The sequence below is a fragment of the Methylobacterium sp. Ger2507 genome (genome assembly GCF_055231875.1).
The window spans coordinates 2,004,611-2,022,923 of the sequence record NZ_JBUYVC010000001.1; the positions used below are offsets into that span (position 1 = coordinate 2,004,611).

Genomic DNA, 18,313 nt, shown 5'->3' on the forward strand with positions numbered 1-18,313 from the left:
TCCGCATGATCGGAGCCTTCGTCATCGCCTTCCGCGAAGTCATCGAGGCGGGCCTCATCATCGGCATCGTGCTCGCGGCGACGCGCGGCATCGCCGGGCGCGGCCGCTGGATCGGCCTCGGCGTGGTCGGCGGCCTCGCGGGCGCGGCCCTGGTGGCCCTGTTCGCCGAAAGGATCTCCGATGCCTTCGAGGGCGCCGGCCAGGAAATCCTGAACGCCGCCGTGCTCATCGTCGCCGTGCTGATGCTGATCTGGCACAACACCTGGATGGCCAAGCACGGGCGCGAACTGGCCGGCGAGCTGCGCGCGGCCGGCGAGGCGGTCCGCACCGGTCAGAGCACCGCCGCCGGCCTCGCCCTGGTGGTCGGCGCCGCCATCCTGCGCGAGGGCGCCGAACTCGTGCTGTTCCTCTACGGACTCGTCGCCTCCGGCACCTCCGGGCCCGACATCCAGTTCGGCGCCTTGGCCGGCGTCGCGGTCGGCGCCGCCACCTCCGCGGTGAGCTATTTCGGCCTCGCGGCGATCCCGACCCGCTACGTCTTCTCGGTGACGAGCGGCCTCATCGTCCTGCTCGCCGCCGGGCTCGCCGCCCAGGCCGCGCAGTTCCTCACCAATGCGGGCCTGATCAACGTGCTCGACCGGCCGCTGTGGAACACCTCCTCTGTCCTGCGCGAGGACAGCATGGTCGGCCGCGTGCTCCACGCCCTGGTCGGCTACACCGACCGGCCGAGCGCCATGCAGGTGCTGGTCTATCTCGGCACCATCCTGGTCATGGTCGCGCTGATGCAGGTGTCCTCTGCCGGCAAGCGCCGCCAGCTCCGCACCGCCTGACCGCCGATGCACGTCAGCCACGCCCCCGACGCGCCGGCCAGCCCGGCCATCGGTTTCGACGCCTTCCTGGCGGTCGACATCCGCGTCGGGACGGTCGTCTCGGCCGAGCCGTTCCCGGAGGCGCGCAAGCCCGCCCTCAAGCTCGTCATCGATTTCGGGCCGGTGATCGGTCGGAAGCGCTCGAGCGCCCAGATCACCGAGCATTACCGGGCCGAGGATCTGCCCGGCCGGCAGGTTGCGGCGGTGGTGAACTTTCCGCCCCGCCAGATCGGCAGGTTCCTGTCGGAGGTGCTGACCCTCGGTTTCGCCGATGCCGACGGTGCCGTGGTGCTGTTCCGCCCCGATCAGCCGGTGCCGGACGGCAGCCGCCTGTTCTGAGGACAAAGCGACCGGAGGGCCGCTTGCCCGGAGCGCGGTTTTTCGCCATCCCTGTCCGATGAGCGACCGCGACCACGACGAATCCGGCATCGAGTGGGACGACGGGTTCGCCGCCGAACTGGTCGGCGCCACGCTGTTCGTCGGCGTCACCTATCTCGACCACGATGGAACCTTGATCCGCCGCCAGCAGGTCTTCGGTCGGGTCGAGACGGTGGATGCCGAGGCCGGAATCACGATCCAGCCCTTCGACGGCGCCGCGTCGTTCACGATGGTGCCGATCCTGGAGGCCATCGAGCCGGCCGATCCCGGTTCGTACCAGCTTTCGCCCGAGGATCCGGTGGTCGAGAACCCGGACTATACGGTGATCTTCAGCCTCACGGCCCCGCTTCGTCACTGACGGGCTCCGGCTCCTAGCGACGCAGGGGGGTTCCATGCGTCCAGTCGGCCAGCCGGGCGGCGAGGGACGGTCCGTCGCCGGAGAGGACGACGATCTTGAGGCGGGCAGTTTCGCCGGAGGCGATCCGGATGTCGGATCGACGGAGCTTCAGGGTCTTGGCCAGATACGCGATCAGCGCCGCGTTGGCCGCGCCCTCCACCGGCGGCGCCGCTACTCGGAGCTGCAGGGCGATCCGCCCCTCCGCATCCGCCACCAGACCGTCCAATCCCTCGCGGCTCGCCCGCGGGGTCAGCCGTACGGCGAGGCGGAGACCCTCGGGGATCTGTTGATAGGGCTCGTCCATCCGTCACCGATGCGGGATCGTATCCGGTCTATCCATGTCTCGGTCTCGACTTGTCTCGTCTCGCCCGGAGCCGGACATCCCTCGGTGATCGCGCGGTGCGCTGCAACAAATTCGGTGGAATGCCACGCTAATCCGGCCGTCCCGGGGTGTCCTGGCCGGCGTGCTGCACTAAGCTTCCGGGAAAACCACAGGAAGCCCCGATGTCCGACCTCCGCCTGCGCCGCAGCGTGCTCTATATGCCCGGTTCGAACCAGAGGGCGCTCGATAAGGCCAAGACCCTGTCCGCCGATTCGCTGATCCTCGACCTGGAGGATGCGGTGGCGCCGGACGCCAAGGATCTGGCGCGCGAGCAGGTCTGCGCGGCGGTGAAGGGCGGCGGCTACGGCACGCGCGAGATCATCATCCGGGTGAACGCGCCGCAGACGCCCTGGGGCGAAGCCGACCTCAAGGCCGCCATCGAGGCGCGGCCCGACGCGATCCTGATGCCGAAGGTGTCCTCGCCGGCGGTGCTGGAGAGCATCGCCAATCATCTCGAAGCCCTCGACGCCCATGAGAGCATCGCCGTCTGGGCGATGATCGAGACCCCGGCGGCGATTCTGAATATCCAGGAGATCGCCAAGGCGCAGCGCGACCGGCGCACTCGGCTGACCTGCTTCGTGCTCGGCACGAACGATCTGGCCAAGGACACCTGGGCGCAGCTCGTGCCCGGCCGGGTGCCGATGCTGCCCTGGATGATGTTCACCCTGGCGGCCGCCCGCTCCGAGGGGCTGACCATCCTCGACGGCGTGTGGAACGACATCGAGGACGTGGATGGCTGCCGGGCCGAGTGCCAGCAGGCCCGCGACCTCGGCTTCGACGGCAAGACCCTAATCCACCCCAACCAGCTCGAGCCGGCCAACACCTGCTTCGCCCCCTCGGACGAGGAGGTCCGCCGCGCCCGGCTGGTGATCGAGGCCTTCGAGAAGGCGGAGAACGCCAAGCGCGGCGCCATCAAGATCGAGGGCCGAATGTACGAGCGCCAGCATATCAGCATGGCCCGCCGCGCGGTGAACTGGCGCGAGGCGATTGCCGCCAAGGGCTACTGACAGCCTCGTGCGGCGGCATGGCGGAACACCCTCGGGCGTCGGTGCTTGTCCCGGCTGAAACCGGGCGCCACCGCGCGCCCGCTCCATCCAGGACAGAGCCGACCGCATGAGCCCGATCCTCCAACCCTTCACCCTTGGCGATCTGACGCTCAAGAACCGCGTCGTGATGGCGCCGCTGACCCGCAGCCGGTCCTCGACCGAGGGGGTGCCGCCGGATTTCGCGGTGGATTACTATGCGCAGCGCGCCAATGCCGGCCTCATCATCAGCGAGGCCACCAACATCTCGCCCCAGGCAGTGGGCTACGCCTACACGCCGGGGATCTGGAGCGACGCGCAGGTCGAAGCCTGGAAGCCCGTCACCGCCGGGGTCCATGCCAATGACGGCCTGATCTTCCTCCAGCTCTGGCACACCGGCCGGATCTCGCACCCGGACGTCCAGCCGGACGGACAGCTGCCCGTGGCGCCCTCGGCGCTGAAGCCCGAGGGCACGGCCTTCACGGAATCCGGGATGCAGCCGCACGTCACGCCGCGTGCCCTGGAGACCGACGAGATCCCCGGCATCGTCGAGGATTACCGCCGGGCTGCCGAGAACGCCAAGCGCGCGGGCTTCGACGGAGTCGAGATCCACTCGGCCAACAATTACCTGCTCGAACAGTTCGTGCGCGATTCCACCAACCACCGCACCGACCAGTATGGCGGCTCGATCGAGAACCGCCTGCGCTTCCCGCTCGCCGTGGTGAAGGCGGTGACCGAGGTCTGGGGCGGCGGCCATCGCGTCGGCATCCGGCTCTCGCCCGCCACCACGGAGCCCGGCAAGACGCCGCTCGACAGCGACCCGAAGGCGACCTTCGGCGCCTATGTCGAGGCCCTGAACGCGTTCGACCTGCTCTACGTGCACACGATCGAGGGGGTGACGCAGCAGACCCGCGACGTGCCGGATTCGGTCGATTTTGGGCAGATCCGCAAGCGCTTCGAGGGCGCCTATATCGGCAACAACCAGTACACCCTGGAGCTGGCCGAGAAGGATCTGGCGGAGGGCCGGGCCGACCTCTTCAGCTTCGGGCGCCCCTACATCGCCAATCCGGATCTGGTGCAGCGCCTCGAAACCGGCGCCCCCCTCGCCGAGGCCCCGAAGCCATACTGGTACGGCGGCGGCGCCAACGGTTACTCGGACTGGCCGGGGATGAACGGGCCGGTGGCGATCAAGCGCTGAGCCGCCGATTTCTTCTCCCCCGCCGGGAGGGAGCAAGAGTTGGGGCTTCGCTGAGGGACCTTACAGTCTTGGAAGCTGGCGGAGTCACCTGTCTCGTGACCCTTCCCACGCGGGCAGGTGATCGCAAATGGAACCTCAGGGTCATTCCGGGGCGCCGCAGGCGAGCCCGGAATCCAGAGCCGCTGACGGTGCAACGTCTTGCGCCACCTGCGTTTCTGGGTCCCGGGCTCCGCTGCGCGGCCCCGGGATGACTCGGTGGTAAAATTGATCTTTCGGCACGCACCTCAGCGAATGTCATTTCCTTCCATACCGGGAAAGGATCGACATCGCGGCGTTGGCCGGAACTTCCCAGCTCGGAACGAGATGCCTAACCGTGCAGGTGGGCCAGCACAGCGTCGCCGGCCGCGTTGAGTGCGTAGCGCGTGCGCTGGGTCCGGGCGTTCCGCTCGGTCAGAGTCAGCAGGCCCGCATCGCTCGCCAGGGTCTCGACCGCCCGTAGCACCAGGGCGTGCTCGATGCCGAACACCCGGGCGAAGCTGCGGCTGTCGTCGGCGAGCCGGAGGTGGAGGCCGGCGAGGATGCCCGCCTCCAGGGTCGTGAGCCCGGGCTGAAGCGCGGCCACCGAGTCGGTCGCCGCCAGGAAGGTCTCGGCGTCCGCGGGCGGTTCACTCATGCGGCCAGCGGGGCGCGCAGGCGCACGAGGACCGACTTCGAGGTCGGCGTGTCGCTCTCCGCGCCGAAGGTCGAGAGCGGAACGAGCACGTTGAGTTCCGGATAGTACCCGGCGAGCGAGCCGCGCGGCATGTCGAAGGGCACGAGGCGGAAGTTCTCGGCCACACGGGTGACGCCGTCCGCATGGGTGCCGACGATGTCGACCCGGTCGCCGGTCAGAGCGCGGATCTCGGCGAGGTCGTCCGGATGGGCGAAGACCACCCGGCGCTCGCCGTAGACGCCGCGATAGCGGTCGTCGAGGCCGTAGATCGTGGTGTTGTACTGGTCGTGGCTGCGGAAGGTCTGGAGCACGAAGGTGCCGGGATCACGCTTCGCCTGCTGATGCTCCGTGCTCTCCGGCAGCGGATGGGCGGCGAAGTTGGCCCGGCCGGTCGGCGTCTCGAAGTTCCGCTCGGCCGCCAGATTGCGCAGCATGAAGCCGCGCGGGCGCCGGACGCGCAGGTTGTAGCCGGTGAAGCCCGGGATCGTGCGCTCGATCAGGGTGCGGATGCCGTCGTAATCGTCGGCCAGAGCCGCCCAGTCGACCCGCTCCGATCCGACCGTCGCCGCCGCCATGCCGGCGATGATGCCGATCTCCGAGCGCAGTTCGGGCGAGGCCGGCTTGTTGATGCCACCCGAGCCGTGGACCATGCTCATCGAATCCTCGACCGTGACGATCTGGGTCTTGCCCTTCGAGTTGCGGTCGATCTCGGTGCGGCCGAGGCAGGGCAGCAGGTAGGCGACGCGGCCCGGCACGAGGTGGGAGTGATTGAGCTTCGTGGCGATGTGGACGGTGAGGTCGCACGAGGCCAGGGCCTTGGCCACCAGGGTGGTGTCCGGCGTCGCCCGGGCGAAATTGCCACCGAGACCGATGAAGGCCTTCGACGAGCCGTCGAGCATCGCCCCGATGGCGGCGAGCACGTTGTGGCCGTGCTTGCGCGGCGCCGCGAAGCCGAACTCCTGCTCAAGGGCGTCGAGGAGGCTCGCGGGTGGCTTCTCGTTGATGCCCACCGTGCGGTCGCCCTGCACGTTGGAATGGCCGCGCACGGGGCACAGGCCGGTGCCGGGGCGCCCGACATGGCCGCGCAGCAGCATGACGTTCGCGAGTTCGCGGACGGTGGCCACCGAGTGCCGGTGCTGGGTCACGCCCATCGCCCAGGTGCAGATCACCTTGTCGGCGGCGAGGTAGACCCCGGCCGCCACCTCGATATCGGCACGGGACAGACCGGACTGATCCTCGATCGCGTCCCAGGTGGTGGCATCGACGACGGCTCGGTAGGCCTCGTAATCGGCGGTATGGTTGCGCAGAAAGCTGCGATCGAGCAGCGACGGCTTGCCCGCGGCGAGCGCCGCGTCATCGGCCGCGAGCACGGCTTTCGCGATGCCCCGGAAGGCCGCCATGTCGCCGCCGAGGCGTGGTTGGTAATAGTGGCTCGCCACGGGCGCGCTCGCGCCGCGCAGCATCTCCACGGTGTTCTGCGGATCGGCGAAGCGCTCCAGGCCGCGCTCGCGCACGGGGTTGAACACCACCACCTTGGCGCCGCGCTGGGCGGCACGCCGCAGATCGCCGAGCATGCGGGGATGGTTGGTGCCGGGATTCTGACCGACGACGAAGATCGCATCGGCCTTCTCGAAATCCTCGAGCAGGACGGTGCCCTTGCCGACGCCGATCGCCGCCTGCAGGGCGATGCCGCTGGCCTCGTGGCACATGTTGGAGCAGTCGGGGAAGTTGTTGGTGCCGAAATGGCGCGCGAAGAGCTGATACAGGTAGGCGGCCTCGTTGGAGGCGCGGCCGGAGGTGTAGAACTCGGCCTGATCCGGCGACGCGAGGCCGCGCAGAGTGGCGCCGATCTCCGCGAAAGCGGCATCCCAGGTGGTGACGACGTAGCGGTCGGCAGCTGCGTCGTAGCGCATCGGATGCGTCAGGCGGCCCTCGCCCTCCAGGGCATAGTCGGTCCAGCCGCGCAGCTCGGTCACGGTGTGCTTGGCGAAGAACTTCGGCGGGGTGCGCTTGTCGGTGGCCTCCCACGAGACCGCCTTCACGCCGTTCTCGCAGAACTCGAAGGAGGAGCCGTGCTCCGGATCGCCCCAGGCGCAGCCCGGGCAGTCGAAGCCGTCCGGCTGGTTGGCCTTGAGCATCGCCCGCGCACCCGAGAGCGGCGCCCGGCTCCCCAGGAGATGCTTGCCGCAGCTTTTCAACGCGCCCCATCCGCCGGCGGCGGAGGAACGCTTGGGGGACGCGACCGGATGATCCATCGAGGGTCCTGGCTGAGACACGGGTGCAATCGAGAAGACGAGAACGCTGCTCCCGATATCGCAGTGCACCGGAACGGCTCAACGATGCAAAAACGCAGGCCAGTCCTGCGGTTAGGGGTGCCATGCGTTTCGTGCAGGGCGGCTTTCCGAGAGGTTAAACTCATTCGAAACCGCAACGCCGTTCCGGCTATGCAGGACGCATGGGTCTCGGGCATGGAGAGCGGGCCGGAATAACGGGCAAATCTGGCGGGCACGGCTTTTGAGCAAAATCCGTGCAACGAGGCCGTGGTCTCCGGGACACCCGACACGCCGATGAGATCGCAGCTGCGAAAGCCGACATCATGAGGACGCCCGTTCGGGTCTTTGCCGCCCTGGCCACCGCCATCGCCGTCGGGGTGGCGGTGATGGCGCATGATCGCCAGATCGGGGCCGAGTGGGCCGTCTCCCGCGAGCAGATCGCCGATGCCCAGGCCTACGGCAAGCCGGGCGTCGAGATCGCGCCGGGGCGGATGGTGACCGAGCCGCTGCCGAGCGAGGCGGCGGGACGCCTGCCGCTGAAGTGGATCCTGCTCGGCCTCGCGGCCGGAGGGGCGGTTCTGGCCGGCACGGGGCGACGTCGGCCGAACTGAGCGGTCTGAATGGGTGGCGCCCCGCGATCGGTGCCGGGCCGACGCAGGTGTCAGCCCGCCATGGTCGCGAGGCTGGAGGCGTCGCGGCCGACGACGGAGGCGAGGCTCGTCGCGTGATCGGCCTTGAGATGGGCGACGAGGCCGCGTTTGATCTCGGGGATGAGCCCCGGCCCGGCATAGACGAGGCTCGAATAGAGTTGCACCAGGCTGGCGCCCGCCCGGATCTTGGTCCAGGCGGTCTCGGCGGAGTCGATGCCGCCGACGCCGATCAGGGGCAGGCTCGCGCCGACCCGCAGGTAGGTCTCGGCCAGAAGGCGGGTCGACGCGGCGAAGAGCGGCCGTCCCGACAAACCGCCCGTCTCCCGGGCGAGGGCGGTGTCCCGCAGGCTCTCGGGGCGAGCGATCGTGGTGTTCGACACCACGAGGCCCGATACCCCGCGCCGCTGCGCCGTGGCGGTCATGGCGTCGAGGCTCGCCAGCGTGATGTCGGGGGCGATCTTGAGCAGGATGGCGGTGGCCGGATGGACGGCGTCGCGGGCCTCGACGACCCGGGCCAGAAGCTCGTCCAGGAAGGCTTCGCCCTGAAGATCGCGCAGCCCCGGCGTGTTCGGCGACGAGACGTTGACGGTGACGAAGTCGACCAGCGGCGCCAGGGCGCGGGTGCAGGTCACGTAATCAGCGAGGCGGTTGGTCGAGTCCTTGTTGGCGCCGATGTTGACGCCGATGCGGCCGGGCCGTCCCTGGCGGGCGGCGAGGCGCGCGCGCACCACGTCGAGACCCTCGCTGTTCAGGCCGTAGCGGTTGATGACCGCGCCGTCCCGCGTCAGCCGGAAGACGCGCGGGCGGGGATTGCCCGGCTGCGCCTTCGGAACGACGCCGCCGACCTCGACGAACCCGAAGCCGAGACCGAGCAGCGCATCCGGCACCTCGGCCCCCTTGTCGAACCCCGCCGCGAGACCGACCGGATTCGGAAAACGTCGGCCCAGAACCTCGATTCCGAGGCGCGGATCGTCGGCCCTCGGGCCAAGAGCCGGCAGGGCGGACAGGCCACGCAATGTGAGATTGTGTGCGGTCTCGGCGTCGAGCCGGTGCAGGAGGGGTTTCGCCAGCGGAAACAGGGCGCCGATCATGCCCGTGCGCCCGGATTTTCCGCCTGGGAACTCAGATCGCCCGGGAAGACGTGCCGGCCATCGGCACCGAGCCGCAGGTCGACCACGGAGCGGACCGCGCCGAGATCGAGGGGCCCGTACAGATGCGGGAACAAGTCGCCCCCTCGCGAAGGTTCGTATCGCAGGGCGTCGCCCAGGGTTTCGGCGTCGACGGCCACGAGCAGGAGGTCGTCGACGCCGGCGAAGTGGCGCGCGGCGGTCTCGATCACCTGAGCGGCAGTGGAAAAATGGATGTAGCCATCGGCCAGGTCGATCGGAGCCCCCTCGAAGCGGCCCGCCGCTTCGGCCCGGCGCCAGAGATCCCGTGGAGAGAGCTTGTAGACGATCGACATGCCCGCTCCCTAACGGGTTTCCGGGAGGCGATCAAACCACGTTCCGGGCCGCGAAACCGCAACCTCACCGACCAAGTTAACCGGATGGGTTGTCAGGGTTATCGGGCGCGGACATCCGGCCGCATTTGCATTGCTCACGAGATTGCTATCTAAACGAATTAGTTCTACTTTCCTATCACTAGGCTGGACGTCTTAGCCGTAGCACGCGTTGAGCTTTCGATGCTGTCTCATGAACAGATCTGGACCGCGATCGACCGCTTGGCGGAACGTCACGGATTCTCCGCATCTGGTCTGGCGCGGCGGGCCGGCCTCGACGCGACGAGCTTCAACCGGTCGAAGCGCATCGGACCCGACGGGCGAAAGCGCTGGCCCTCCACTGAATCGGTCTCGAAGGTCCTGTCCGCCACCGGCGCCAGCCTCGATGAATTCCTGAGGCTGATCGAGGTTCGGGAGGGGCCGGCGCGCACCATGATCCCCCTCGTGGGCATGACGCAGGCGGGGGCGGGGCGTCTGTTCACCGACGAGGGCATGCCGACCGGCGGTCCCGGCTGGGAGGAGATCGAGTTTCCGGACCTCGGCGACGACCGCGCCTTCGCCCTGGAGGTGCAGGGCGACTCGATGGCGCCGCTCTACCGCGACGGCGACGTGCTCATCGTGTCGCCCACCGCCGGCGTGCGCAAGGGCGACCGCGTCGTGGTGCGCCTCGCCGCCGGCGAGGTCCTGGCCAAGGAGCTGAAGCGCAAGACGGCGCGGACCATCGAGCTGGCCTCCCTCAATCCCGATCATGAGGACCGGGTGGTGAATGTGAGCGATATCGCCTGGATCGGCCGGGTGATGTGGGTGCGGCAGTAGCCCGACCACCCGCGGCTTTGCCGCCCCTGCCGTTACGGCTATGCCTGTCGGCCACAGGGGCCGCGTGCCTCGCAGCGGCGGACAGGCCATGGCATCGCCCCGAACGGACGAGCAGGCGGCGGTCGAAGAGAAGGCCGGCGAGGGCGCGATCGAGGCCGGGATTGCGGCTTGCGTGGCCGCTTCGGCTGTGCCGACCGCTCTCCTGGCCTCTGAGGAAGCCGGCGGCCGCATCGTCGCCGCCAACCGAGCCCTTCACGCACTTGCCCAACGCGCATCGGACGCGCCGCTCGATGGCGACCTGCGGGCGCTCCTCGGCTTCGATGCGGACCGGGCGGCGGCGACCCCCCTCGACCCGGTTTTGTCCGATCGCTGCCCGGACGGCGTCGAGGTGCTGGTCCGCCCCGCCGGGGGCGCGGCCTTCTGGGCTGAGGTCTTCGTCGTGCCCATCCCCGGAACTCCGTATCGTCTCGCTCAGATCATCGACGTGACCCGCCGGCGCGACGCCGAGGGTGCGTTGGCGCTCTCACGTCAGCGCGAGGCGCTGGGACTGCTCACCAACAGCGTGGCCCACGAGTTCAACAACTTCCTGCAGATTCTCATCGGCTACATCGATGGCCTGAAACGTCGCCTCGGGGACCGGGAGGAGCCCTTCATCCAGCGGGCGATCCTTCGCTCGACCGATGCCGCCGAGCGCGCCACGATCCTCACCCGCCAGCTGCTGGCGTTCTCGCGCCGCATCGCCCCGGATGTCCGCCCCGTGGACCTGAACCGCCTGATCGAGGTGTTCGGCGCCCGCATCGGCCCGACGCTGCCCACGCGCATCACCCTGGAGATCCGCACCATTCCGGGTCTCGCCTGCGGCCTGAGCAATCCGAACCAGATCGAACTGGCGCTCAGCCATATCGTCGCCAATGCCTGCGAGGCGATGCCCGCCGCGGGCCGCATCACCGTGGCGACCTTCTCGGTTCCGCCCGGGGATCGGGCGCTCCAGCGTCCGGGCGACGGCGCGGTCGGGATCACGGTGACCGACGAGGGGCAGGGCATGTCGCCCGAGATGGCGGCCCGGGCGCTCGCCCCCTTCGTCACCAGCCGCGAGGCCGGCCGCGGCACGGGGCTGGCGATCGTGCATGGCCTGGTCAAGCGCCAGAACGGCACGGTGACGATCGACTCGAAGCCCGGGGAGGGCGCCACGGTCCGGATGGTCTTCCCCGCCGCGCTCTGAGCACGCTCAGGGCGGAGCGAGCGGACATCTCCGTTGGAATTCCCGAAGATCAACGGACTAAAACTCCGGCGCGAACGTCACCATATCAGGAGCGGCGTTCGCGCCGAGACTTCCGTGATGTTCATCAGAGGCGTTTTCATGCTCACCTCCACCACTCGCCGTAAGCGCGCGGCGTCCATCCTCGCGCTCGCCGCGACGCTGGCGCTCGCTGCGCCGGTCGTCGAGGCGCGTCCCGGAAGCGGCAGCAGCGGTGGCATGGGCTCGCGCGGGTCGCGCACCTACGCACCCCCGTCGGCGACCACGACGGCTCCCGGTGCCCCGGCTCCGATCCAGCGTTCGCAGACCCAGCCCGGTCCCGCCATGGGCAATCCCGGGATGAACACCGCCGCGCAGCCCGGCCGGCGCTTCGGCGGCGGCTTCATGGCCGGCCTGCTCGGCGCGGGCCTGCTCGGCGCACTCCTGGGCGGCGGCTTTTTCGGGGGCCTCGGCGGCATCGCCTCGTTCCTTGGTTTGATCTTGCAGGTCGGCCTCGTGGTCCTGCTCGTCTCCTTCGCGGTACGCTGGTTCCGCCGGCGCCAGGGCCAGCCCGCCGCCGCCGGCCACGCCCGCCAGAATCTCGACGGTGGCGGCATGAACCCCGGCCCGATGGCGGGCGGTTCTCTGGGTGGTGGTCCTCTGGGTGGCGGCTACGGCAACGCCCAGCGCGGTCCCGCTCCGGTCCAGCCGGTTCAGGCGCGTCCGGTCCAGATCGGACCGGGCGATTTCGAGAGCTTCGAGATCAACCTCAACGACGTGCAGGCCGCCTATGGGCGTGAGGATGTGGCCGCACTCCGCAACCTCGCCACCCCGGAAATGGCCGGCTACTTCATCGAGGAACTGCGGGCCAACGAGGCGCGCGGCGTCGTCAACCGGATCTCCGACGTCAAGCTCCTCCAGGGCGACCTGTCCGAGAGCTGGGGCGAGGGCAATGCCGAGTACGCCACGGTGGCGATGCGCTACGCTATCAAGGACGTGACCTTCGACCGCAAGACGCAGCGGGTCGTCGAGACCGGCGAGCCCGAGGCTGTGGAGCTGTGGACCTTCGTGCGCGAGCGCGGCGGCCGCTGGATCCTCTCGGCGATCCAGCAGGGTCGCTGAAGCGACCGGCTTCGAAAGCGAGCCTGTGAACGAAAGGCCCGCGCGCGGAGACATCCGCGCGGGGGCCTTTCGCGTTTCGGAAGGCGGTGATCAGGTCGGCCTGTAGGCCTGCGCCATCGCCACGAAGGCCGAGACCGGAACCTCCTCGGCCCGTGCGGTCTCGGGAATGCCGGCCGCGTCCAGCAGCCTGGCCGGATCGGGAACCGCCGCCTTCAGACTCTGGCGCAGCATCTTGCGGCGCTGCCCGAAGGCCGCCCGGGTGATCGCCTCGAGAGCCTGGACCGAGCAGGGCAGGGGCGCGCGCCGGGGTGTGAGCCGCACGATCGACGACGTCACCTTCGGCGGCGGCACGAAGGCCGACGGCGCCACGTCGAACAGGATGTGCGCCTCCGTCCGCCAGCCGCAGAGGACACCGAGGCGGCCGTAATTGGCGCGGTCGTCCTCGTCCGCCACGATGCGTTCGGCGACTTCGCGCTGGAACATCAGCGTCAGGGAATCCCACCAGGGCGGCCAGGCCGCACCGGCGAGCCAGCCCACCAGCAGGGGCGTGCCGATGTTGTAAGGCAGGTTGGCAACGATCCGCGCCGGCCCGGACCCGATCAGCGGCACCGGGTCGAAGGCGAGGGCATCGGCATCGACCACGTCGAGGCGACCGGGATAATGGGCGGCGATCTCGGCCAGCGCCGGAAGCGCACGGGGATCGCGCTCGATGGCGATGACCCGGGCGGCCCCCTCTGCCAGGAGCGCCCGGGTGAGGCCGCCGGGACCGGGGCCGATCTCGACCACGGTGACGCCGTCGAGCGGCCCGGCCGAGCGGGCGATCCGCCCAGTCAGGTTGAGGTCGAACAGGAAGTTCTGGCCAAGCGCCTTCTTCGGCTCGAGGCCGTGCTTGCGCACCACCTCCCGCAGGGGTGGCAGGCCGTCGCTGCTGGTGCTTCCGTCCTCGCTCACGCGCCGGCCTTCACGAGGCGCGCGGCAAGCTGCAGGGCCGCCATCAGGCTGTCGGGCCGCGCGATGCCCTTGCCGGCGATGTCGAAGGCGGTGCCGTGGTCCGGCGAGGTGCGGATGAACGGCAGGCCCAGGGTGACGTTGACGCCCTCGTCGAACGCGAGGGTCTTGATCGGGATGAGGGCCTGGTCGTGGGTCGGCGTCAGCGCGACATCGTAATTCGCCCGCGCCCGCGCGTGGAACAGGGTGTCGGCCGGAAGAGGCCCCCGGATGTCGATGCCCTCGGCCTGCAGCTGAAGCACCGCCGGCTCCAGCACATCGCGGTCTTCGGTGCCCATGGTGGCGTTCTCCCCCGCATGCGGGTTGAGCCCCGACAGAACGAGACGGGGCCGGGCAAGGCCGAAGCGCCGGCGCAGGTCGTGATCGACGATGCGGGCGGTGCGCATCACGAGGTCCTGCGTCAGCAGCTCCGGCACCCGCCGGAGGGCGACGTGGATGGTGACCGGCACCACCGCCAGGGTGTCGCTCCACAGCATCATCACGGGCAGCGGCGGGGTCTCGCCGGGGGGCACCGCGCAGGCGGCCAGGAACTCGGTATGGCCCGGATGCGCGAAGCCGACCTGGGTCAGGACGTATTTGGCGATCGGATTGGTGACGAGGGCGGTGGCGGCCCCGGAGCGGACGAGGTCTACCGCCGTGGTGATCGATTCCAGAATCGCGCCGGCATTGGCGGCATCGGGGCGTCCGGCCTCGGCGTGGACGGCCGCGCCGCTCGGCAGGGCCATCACCGGCAAGGCGCGGCCGAACACTTCCGTGGCGAGATCTGGTCCCACATCGGCGATCGGCACCTGCAGGTTCAGCTCGCTCGCCCGCCGCTCGATGAAGGCGGGATCGCCGACGAGGAAGAACGGCGGCAGACCCGCCCCGGCGTCGCGCAGGCGCCAGGCCATCAGGGCGATTTCGGGGCCGATCCCGGCGGGGTCTCCGAGCGTGAGGGCGATGGGCCCATGCAGGCTGCTCATCGCGATACGCTCCGGGTTCGGTCGGCTGTCCGCCTCAACGGACCGTCGAGATGCCATCGGCCGTGATGGCCGTGTTCAGGTTCTGGCGGAAATCCGCCTCGCCCAGCGTCTTCAGCTCCAGCCGCAGCAGCACCGTCCGGTTGCGCTCGCTGGTGCCGAGGGAGGCGGCGACCGGCGAGACGATGTAGTTGACCGAGATGGTGGTGCACTCGTCCTGGTAGCCCCCGCCGATGCTCATGCCCGACAGGTAGGCGCGGCCGGGATTCCGATAGACCGGCGCGTCCCCGACCGGGTTGGCAAGGTAGGACGCATAGGCTGTCTGGAAGTTGTCGCGCACGTCGAGATAGTGCGACAGGTCAACCAGGGCCGAGCCGGTGACGAACCAGTTCGGCGTGACGTGGTAGGTGGCCGAGGCGGTCACGCCCTCGCGCCGATTGGCAAAGCCGAGGGCCGGCTGGGCCCGGTAGTAGGAATAGAACGCCGAGAGGTCGATCGGCGCGAACGGCGCCAGTCGGGCGATCACGCCGGTCTCGACCCGGTTCACCCCGAGGTCGGCGTGATCGAAGCGCCCGCGCGTGATGAAGGTGATGTTCTGGTTCGGCGAGAGCTGGAACCGGCCGACGAAATCGGAGGCCCGGCTGTCGAGGCCGGAATCGAGGCCCACATTGGCGATGTCGCCGCGGCGGAACGAGTTGACGCCAGCGATCTGGATCGACTCGCCGAACATCACGTTCGCGTACCAGCCGGCCGGGGTCACGACGGAGTATTGCGCGCCGAGATTGGTGCGGACACCCCCTTCGACCCGGTCGTAGCCCGAGAACTTGTCCCACTCGAACAACGAGGTGTCGTCGAAGATCAGGCTCTGGGCGTCTTCGTTGGGCAGACGGCCGATCCGGGTCTCGCTCGGGCGGGCGATGACCTGGGCGATCGGCTCAAGGGTGTGGACGCCGAGGGGGCCGAAATTGCTGACGAACGGATAGCGGTAATCGAGGCCGACCGCCGGCAGGACCCGGCCGGAAAAGTCCGAATCCTGCGTCGCGATGTTCGTCGACAGGGCGTTCTGGTAGCCCGAATTGCGCGGATCGACGAAGAACGCGTCGGTGCGAAGGTAGGCGAAGGGCGTGAAGACCTGGCCGACATCGTCGATGAAGCTGCGGCGCCAGGAGAGCTGGGCCGACCCGCGGGTGTTAGTTCCGGCAAGGCCCCGGATGACGCACTGGCCGCGCGAGAACGACGTGCAGGTCTCATAGAGGTAGTAGGTCCGGCCGTTGATGGTCGGAGTCTGCAGGTAGGCGGTCGGCGTTCCGATGGCCTGGAAGTCGGTCGCCTGCCGGTTCAGGCTGGTGATGTTGGCCTCGAAGCGGACCTCGCCACCGAGGAAGCCCGGCCCGTTGATGCGCTTGTCGTAATCGATGACCGGCGCGACGAAGGGCTGCTCCTTCTGCCAGTCGAAGCTCGACAGGCCCTTGAAGTAGTAGCCCCGCGCCTCGAACCACGAGCGGTCGCCCTGACCGATCAGGTAGGCGGTCGACACCGCCTCACGGAAGTAATCCGTCGTGATGCTCTGGTTGCGGATGCGGTAATTGTCGAGGAACCACTTGTCGGTGACGCCGACGATGTCCCAGCCCGTACGCCAGCGGTCGTTGATGTAGAACTGGCCCTTGGTCTCCACCGAGCCGCGGAAGTCACGGTCTCCGGCGCCGAGCGGTCCGGGCAGAAAGGCGCTCGGCGTGGTCTGAAAGATGCCGGACAGGCGCAGGTTGTACGAGCCGGATTCCAGCCGATGCCGGAACTCGGCCTGACCGAGTACGCCCTGGTTGCTCAGGAAGGCGGGTGAGAGCGTGAGATCGTAGTTCGGCGCCAGATTGACGAAGAACGGCGTCGCGAGTCCGGAGCCGAGCGCTGTGGAGGTGAGGAAGCGCGGCGTCAGGAAGCCGGTCTTGCGCTTCACCGTCGGGTCGGCGGTCTCGAAATACGGCAGATAGGCGATCGGGATGCCGCCGATCTCGAGGGTCGATTCCTCGAAGGCGACGGTGTGGGTCTCGTTGTTGTGGACGATCTTGGTGGCGCGGATCTGCCAGAGCGGCGGCGTCTCCGGGTTGTTCTTGCACGGCTCGCAGGCGGTGTAGGTGCCGTATTCGAAGCTGGTGCTGTCGCCCTCGATCCGCTCGGCGCGGGGCGCCGAGAACCGGGTCCGCACGGTCTGGCCGTTCAGCTCGACGTTCTGCTGCACCCGCAGCGCATCGATGAAGCCGTTCCGGAAATCGTCGGTCAGCTCCATCTTGGCGCCGGTGACGACGTCGCCCGAGGCTTCGGTGAGGCGTACGTTGCCCTCGGCGAAGACCCGGCTGGCCTTGCGATCGTAGATGACCCGGTCGGCCTGCAAGACGCGCGGGCCGTAATGTAGTTCGGCATTGCCGCGCGCCGTCACGGTGTTGCGATCGTTGTCGTAGATCAGCTCGGCGGCCTCCACGAGGAGGCGCTCGACGGGTTTACCGGATTCGACTCTGTTGGATTCGGGTTTTCCGGCGGCGGTTTTCGGCGCGGCCTGCGCGCGGGCCGACCCTCCGAGCGGCGCGGGTGCGACGACGGTGAGCAGTGCCACGAACCCCGTGGCCAACGCGATGTCGGCGACCTTACGCAACGCCAGTCCCAACTCCTGCCAAGGCCCCTGACCCATCCCCATCGCCGAGTCCGACATCAGCCGTCCTCCTGATAGAGAAGCGTGAGCGTACCGAGGAGACTCCCTACCACGGCCGGGAACCAGGCCGCCACAGCCGGCGTCACGATTCCCGAGGCACCGAGGCCTTCCAGCACCTGTCGGGCGACGTACAGCACAAACCCCGCCGCGACGCCGCCCAGCACCAGCTTTCCCACACCACCAAAGCGGAAGAACCTTAAGGAAACGCTGGCCGCCACCAGCACCATGGCCAAGAACAGGACAGGTCTCGCGAGCAGCACATCGTATTGAAGACGGTAGCGCGTGGCATCGAGACCCGCTCGTTCGGAGCGTGCGATGGTTTCCGGCAGTTGCCAGAAAGGCACGGATTCCGGCGGCGTGAAGCGCTGGCGCACCTGGGACGGCACCAGGGTCGAGGCGATCAGGTAGGTGTCGTAGGTCTCGGCCGGCTGGCCTTGCGCCATCACGCGGGCCTGGCTCAGCTCCCAGTAGCCGTCATGCAGGCTGGCCCGCGCCGCCTCGATCTGCGCGGTGAACACGCCCGCCTCGTCGAAGGTGAAGACCGAGACCCCCGCGAGGGCGGTGGTGCCCTCCACCGCCGTATCGGCCCGGATGATCGCCTGCCCGTCGAGGCTGCGCTGGCGGATCCACAGGTCCTTGCCGGAATTGGCCTTGCTGGAGCGGGCGAAGATCTTCGCCTCGATTTCGGTGGAGCGCTGCTTCATCAGCGCCGAGACCGGATTGTAGACGCCCACCGCGAAGACCCCGATGGCGAGCGCCACGAACACACCGGGCTGGAGGAACTGCCAGGCCGAGATGCCGGCCGCCCGCGCCACCACGAGTTCGAGCTTGCGCGAGAGCTGGAGCAGCGCGGCCATGGACCCGAACAGGATGGCGAAGGGCAGCACGCCCTCGGCCACGGCGGGGGTGCGGTAGAGCGAGAGCTGCGCCATCAGGCCTGGGGATGCACCCTCCGCGTCGCCGGCGCGCCGCAGCAGCTCGACGAAATCGAGGGTGTAGACCAGCGTGAAGACCGTGAGGAACACCCCCAGGATCGTGCGCACGAAGCGCATGGCGAAGTAGCGGCCGAGGGTGGCGCCGATCAGGAT

18 protein-coding genes are annotated in these 18,313 nt (G+C 69.0%); 9 read left to right on the forward strand and 9 right to left on the reverse strand.

The annotated features are described in order from the left end of the window. The first annotated feature begins 5 nt into the window (after window positions 1-5). From ACV7NL_RS09325 to ACV7NL_RS09335, 3 genes are read left to right on the forward strand one after another with little or no spacing between them, the layout of a single operon-like run. A complete protein-coding gene (locus ACV7NL_RS09325) occupies window positions 6-830 on the forward strand; it encodes an FTR1 family iron permease (protein ID WP_463355493.1) in 825 nt (274 codons plus the stop codon). Between the two features lie 6 nt (window positions 831-836). Then, a complete protein-coding gene (locus tag ACV7NL_RS09330) occupies window positions 837-1,208 on the forward strand; it encodes a tRNA-binding protein (protein WP_463355494.1) in 372 nt (123 codons plus the stop codon). 58 nt (window positions 1,209-1,266) lie between these two features. Next, on the forward strand, window positions 1,267-1,605 hold the full coding sequence (locus ACV7NL_RS09335) for a hypothetical protein (protein WP_463355495.1): 339 nt from the start codon (window positions 1,267-1,269) through the stop codon (window positions 1,603-1,605). A gap of 13 nt (window positions 1,606-1,618) precedes the next feature. Here ACV7NL_RS09335 and ACV7NL_RS09340 read toward each other — a convergent pair whose 3' ends face one another. Next, window positions 1,619-1,948 (reverse strand): DUF167 domain-containing protein, encoded by a 330-nt coding sequence (locus ACV7NL_RS09340; protein ID WP_056478803.1) that lies wholly within the window; start codon window positions 1,946-1,948, stop codon window positions 1,619-1,621. A 200-nt stretch (window positions 1,949-2,148) separates the two neighbouring features. Here ACV7NL_RS09340 and ACV7NL_RS09345 point away from each other — a divergent pair, with 200 nt between their 5' ends. Both ACV7NL_RS09345 and ACV7NL_RS09350 read left to right on the forward strand, forming a co-directional pair. Next, window positions 2,149-3,033, forward strand: coding sequence for an HpcH/HpaI aldolase/citrate lyase family protein (locus ACV7NL_RS09345; protein ID WP_056189874.1), 885 nt, complete (start codon window positions 2,149-2,151; stop codon window positions 3,031-3,033). A gap of 106 nt (window positions 3,034-3,139) precedes the next feature. Beyond that, a complete protein-coding gene (locus ACV7NL_RS09350) occupies window positions 3,140-4,246 on the forward strand; it encodes an alkene reductase (protein WP_463355496.1) in 1,107 nt (368 codons plus the stop codon). A 367-nt stretch (window positions 4,247-4,613) separates the two neighbouring features. Here ACV7NL_RS09350 and ACV7NL_RS09355 read toward each other — a convergent pair whose 3' ends face one another. Both ACV7NL_RS09355 and ACV7NL_RS09360 read right to left on the reverse strand, forming a co-directional pair. After that, on the reverse strand, window positions 4,614-4,919 hold the full coding sequence (locus ACV7NL_RS09355) for a hypothetical protein (RefSeq protein WP_056478809.1): 306 nt from the start codon (window positions 4,917-4,919) through the stop codon (window positions 4,614-4,616). Beyond that, a complete protein-coding gene (locus ACV7NL_RS09360; RefSeq protein ID WP_463355497.1) occupies window positions 4,916-7,213 on the reverse strand; it encodes an FdhF/YdeP family oxidoreductase in 2,298 nt (765 codons plus the stop codon). Before ACV7NL_RS09360 ends, ACV7NL_RS09355 begins: the two co-directional genes overlap by 4 nt. A 341-nt stretch (window positions 7,214-7,554) precedes the next feature. On the opposite strand from ACV7NL_RS09360, the gene ACV7NL_RS09365 reads away from it, so the two are divergent. Continuing rightward, the gene (locus ACV7NL_RS09365; RefSeq protein ID WP_463355498.1) at window positions 7,555-7,842 is read left to right on the forward strand and encodes a hypothetical protein; all 288 of its coding nucleotides are present in this window, start codon (window positions 7,555-7,557) and stop codon (window positions 7,840-7,842) included. Window positions 7,843-7,892: 50 nt separating this feature from the next. On the opposite strand, the gene ACV7NL_RS09370 is transcribed toward ACV7NL_RS09365, so the two are convergent. Together ACV7NL_RS09370 and ACV7NL_RS09375 are read right to left on the reverse strand one after the other, a co-directional pair. After that, on the reverse strand, window positions 7,893-8,972 hold the full coding sequence (locus tag ACV7NL_RS09370; protein ID WP_463355499.1) for a quinone-dependent dihydroorotate dehydrogenase: 1,080 nt from the start codon (window positions 8,970-8,972) through the stop codon (window positions 7,893-7,895). Further along, window positions 8,969-9,343, reverse strand: coding sequence for a DUF952 domain-containing protein (locus ACV7NL_RS09375; protein WP_463355500.1), 375 nt, complete (start codon window positions 9,341-9,343; stop codon window positions 8,969-8,971). The genes ACV7NL_RS09370 and ACV7NL_RS09375 overlap by 4 nt, the downstream gene beginning before the upstream one ends. A gap of 219 nt (window positions 9,344-9,562) precedes the next feature. Between ACV7NL_RS09375 and ACV7NL_RS09380 the strand changes: the two genes are divergently transcribed. From ACV7NL_RS09380 to ACV7NL_RS09390, 3 genes are all read left to right on the forward strand, one after another. After that, a complete protein-coding gene (locus ACV7NL_RS09380; RefSeq protein WP_056189898.1) occupies window positions 9,563-10,195 on the forward strand; it encodes a S24 family peptidase in 633 nt (210 codons plus the stop codon). Window positions 10,196-10,283: 88 nt separating this feature from the next. Further along, window positions 10,284-11,417 (forward strand): ATP-binding protein, encoded by a 1,134-nt coding sequence (locus ACV7NL_RS09385; protein WP_463355501.1) that lies wholly within the window; start codon window positions 10,284-10,286, stop codon window positions 11,415-11,417. A gap of 138 nt (window positions 11,418-11,555) precedes the next feature. Next, entirely contained in the window at window positions 11,556-12,554 is a 999-nt protein-coding gene (locus tag ACV7NL_RS09390) for a Tim44 domain-containing protein (protein ID WP_056190093.1), read from the forward strand. 90 nt (window positions 12,555-12,644) lie between these two features. On the opposite strand, the gene rsmA is transcribed toward ACV7NL_RS09390, so the two are convergent. From rsmA to lptG, 4 genes are read right to left on the reverse strand one after another with little or no spacing between them, the layout of a single operon-like run. Next, on the reverse strand, window positions 12,645-13,505 hold the full coding sequence (rsmA, locus tag ACV7NL_RS09395; protein WP_463355502.1) for a 16S rRNA (adenine(1518)-N(6)/adenine(1519)-N(6))-dimethyltransferase RsmA: 861 nt from the start codon (window positions 13,503-13,505) through the stop codon (window positions 12,645-12,647). Beyond that, complete coding sequence (pdxA, locus tag ACV7NL_RS09400) at window positions 13,502-14,524, reverse strand: 4-hydroxythreonine-4-phosphate dehydrogenase PdxA (RefSeq protein WP_463355503.1); 1,023 nt, start codon at window positions 14,522-14,524, stop codon at window positions 13,502-13,504. Before pdxA ends, rsmA begins: the two co-directional genes overlap by 4 nt. Window positions 14,525-14,558: 34 nt before the next feature. Next, entirely contained in the window at window positions 14,559-17,168 is a 2,610-nt protein-coding gene (locus ACV7NL_RS09405) for an LPS-assembly protein LptD (RefSeq protein WP_156375935.1), read from the reverse strand. 56 nt (window positions 17,169-17,224) lie between these two features. Next, complete coding sequence (lptG, locus tag ACV7NL_RS09410; RefSeq protein ID WP_056480068.1) at window positions 17,225-18,313, reverse strand: LPS export ABC transporter permease LptG; 1,089 nt, start codon at window positions 18,311-18,313, stop codon at window positions 17,225-17,227.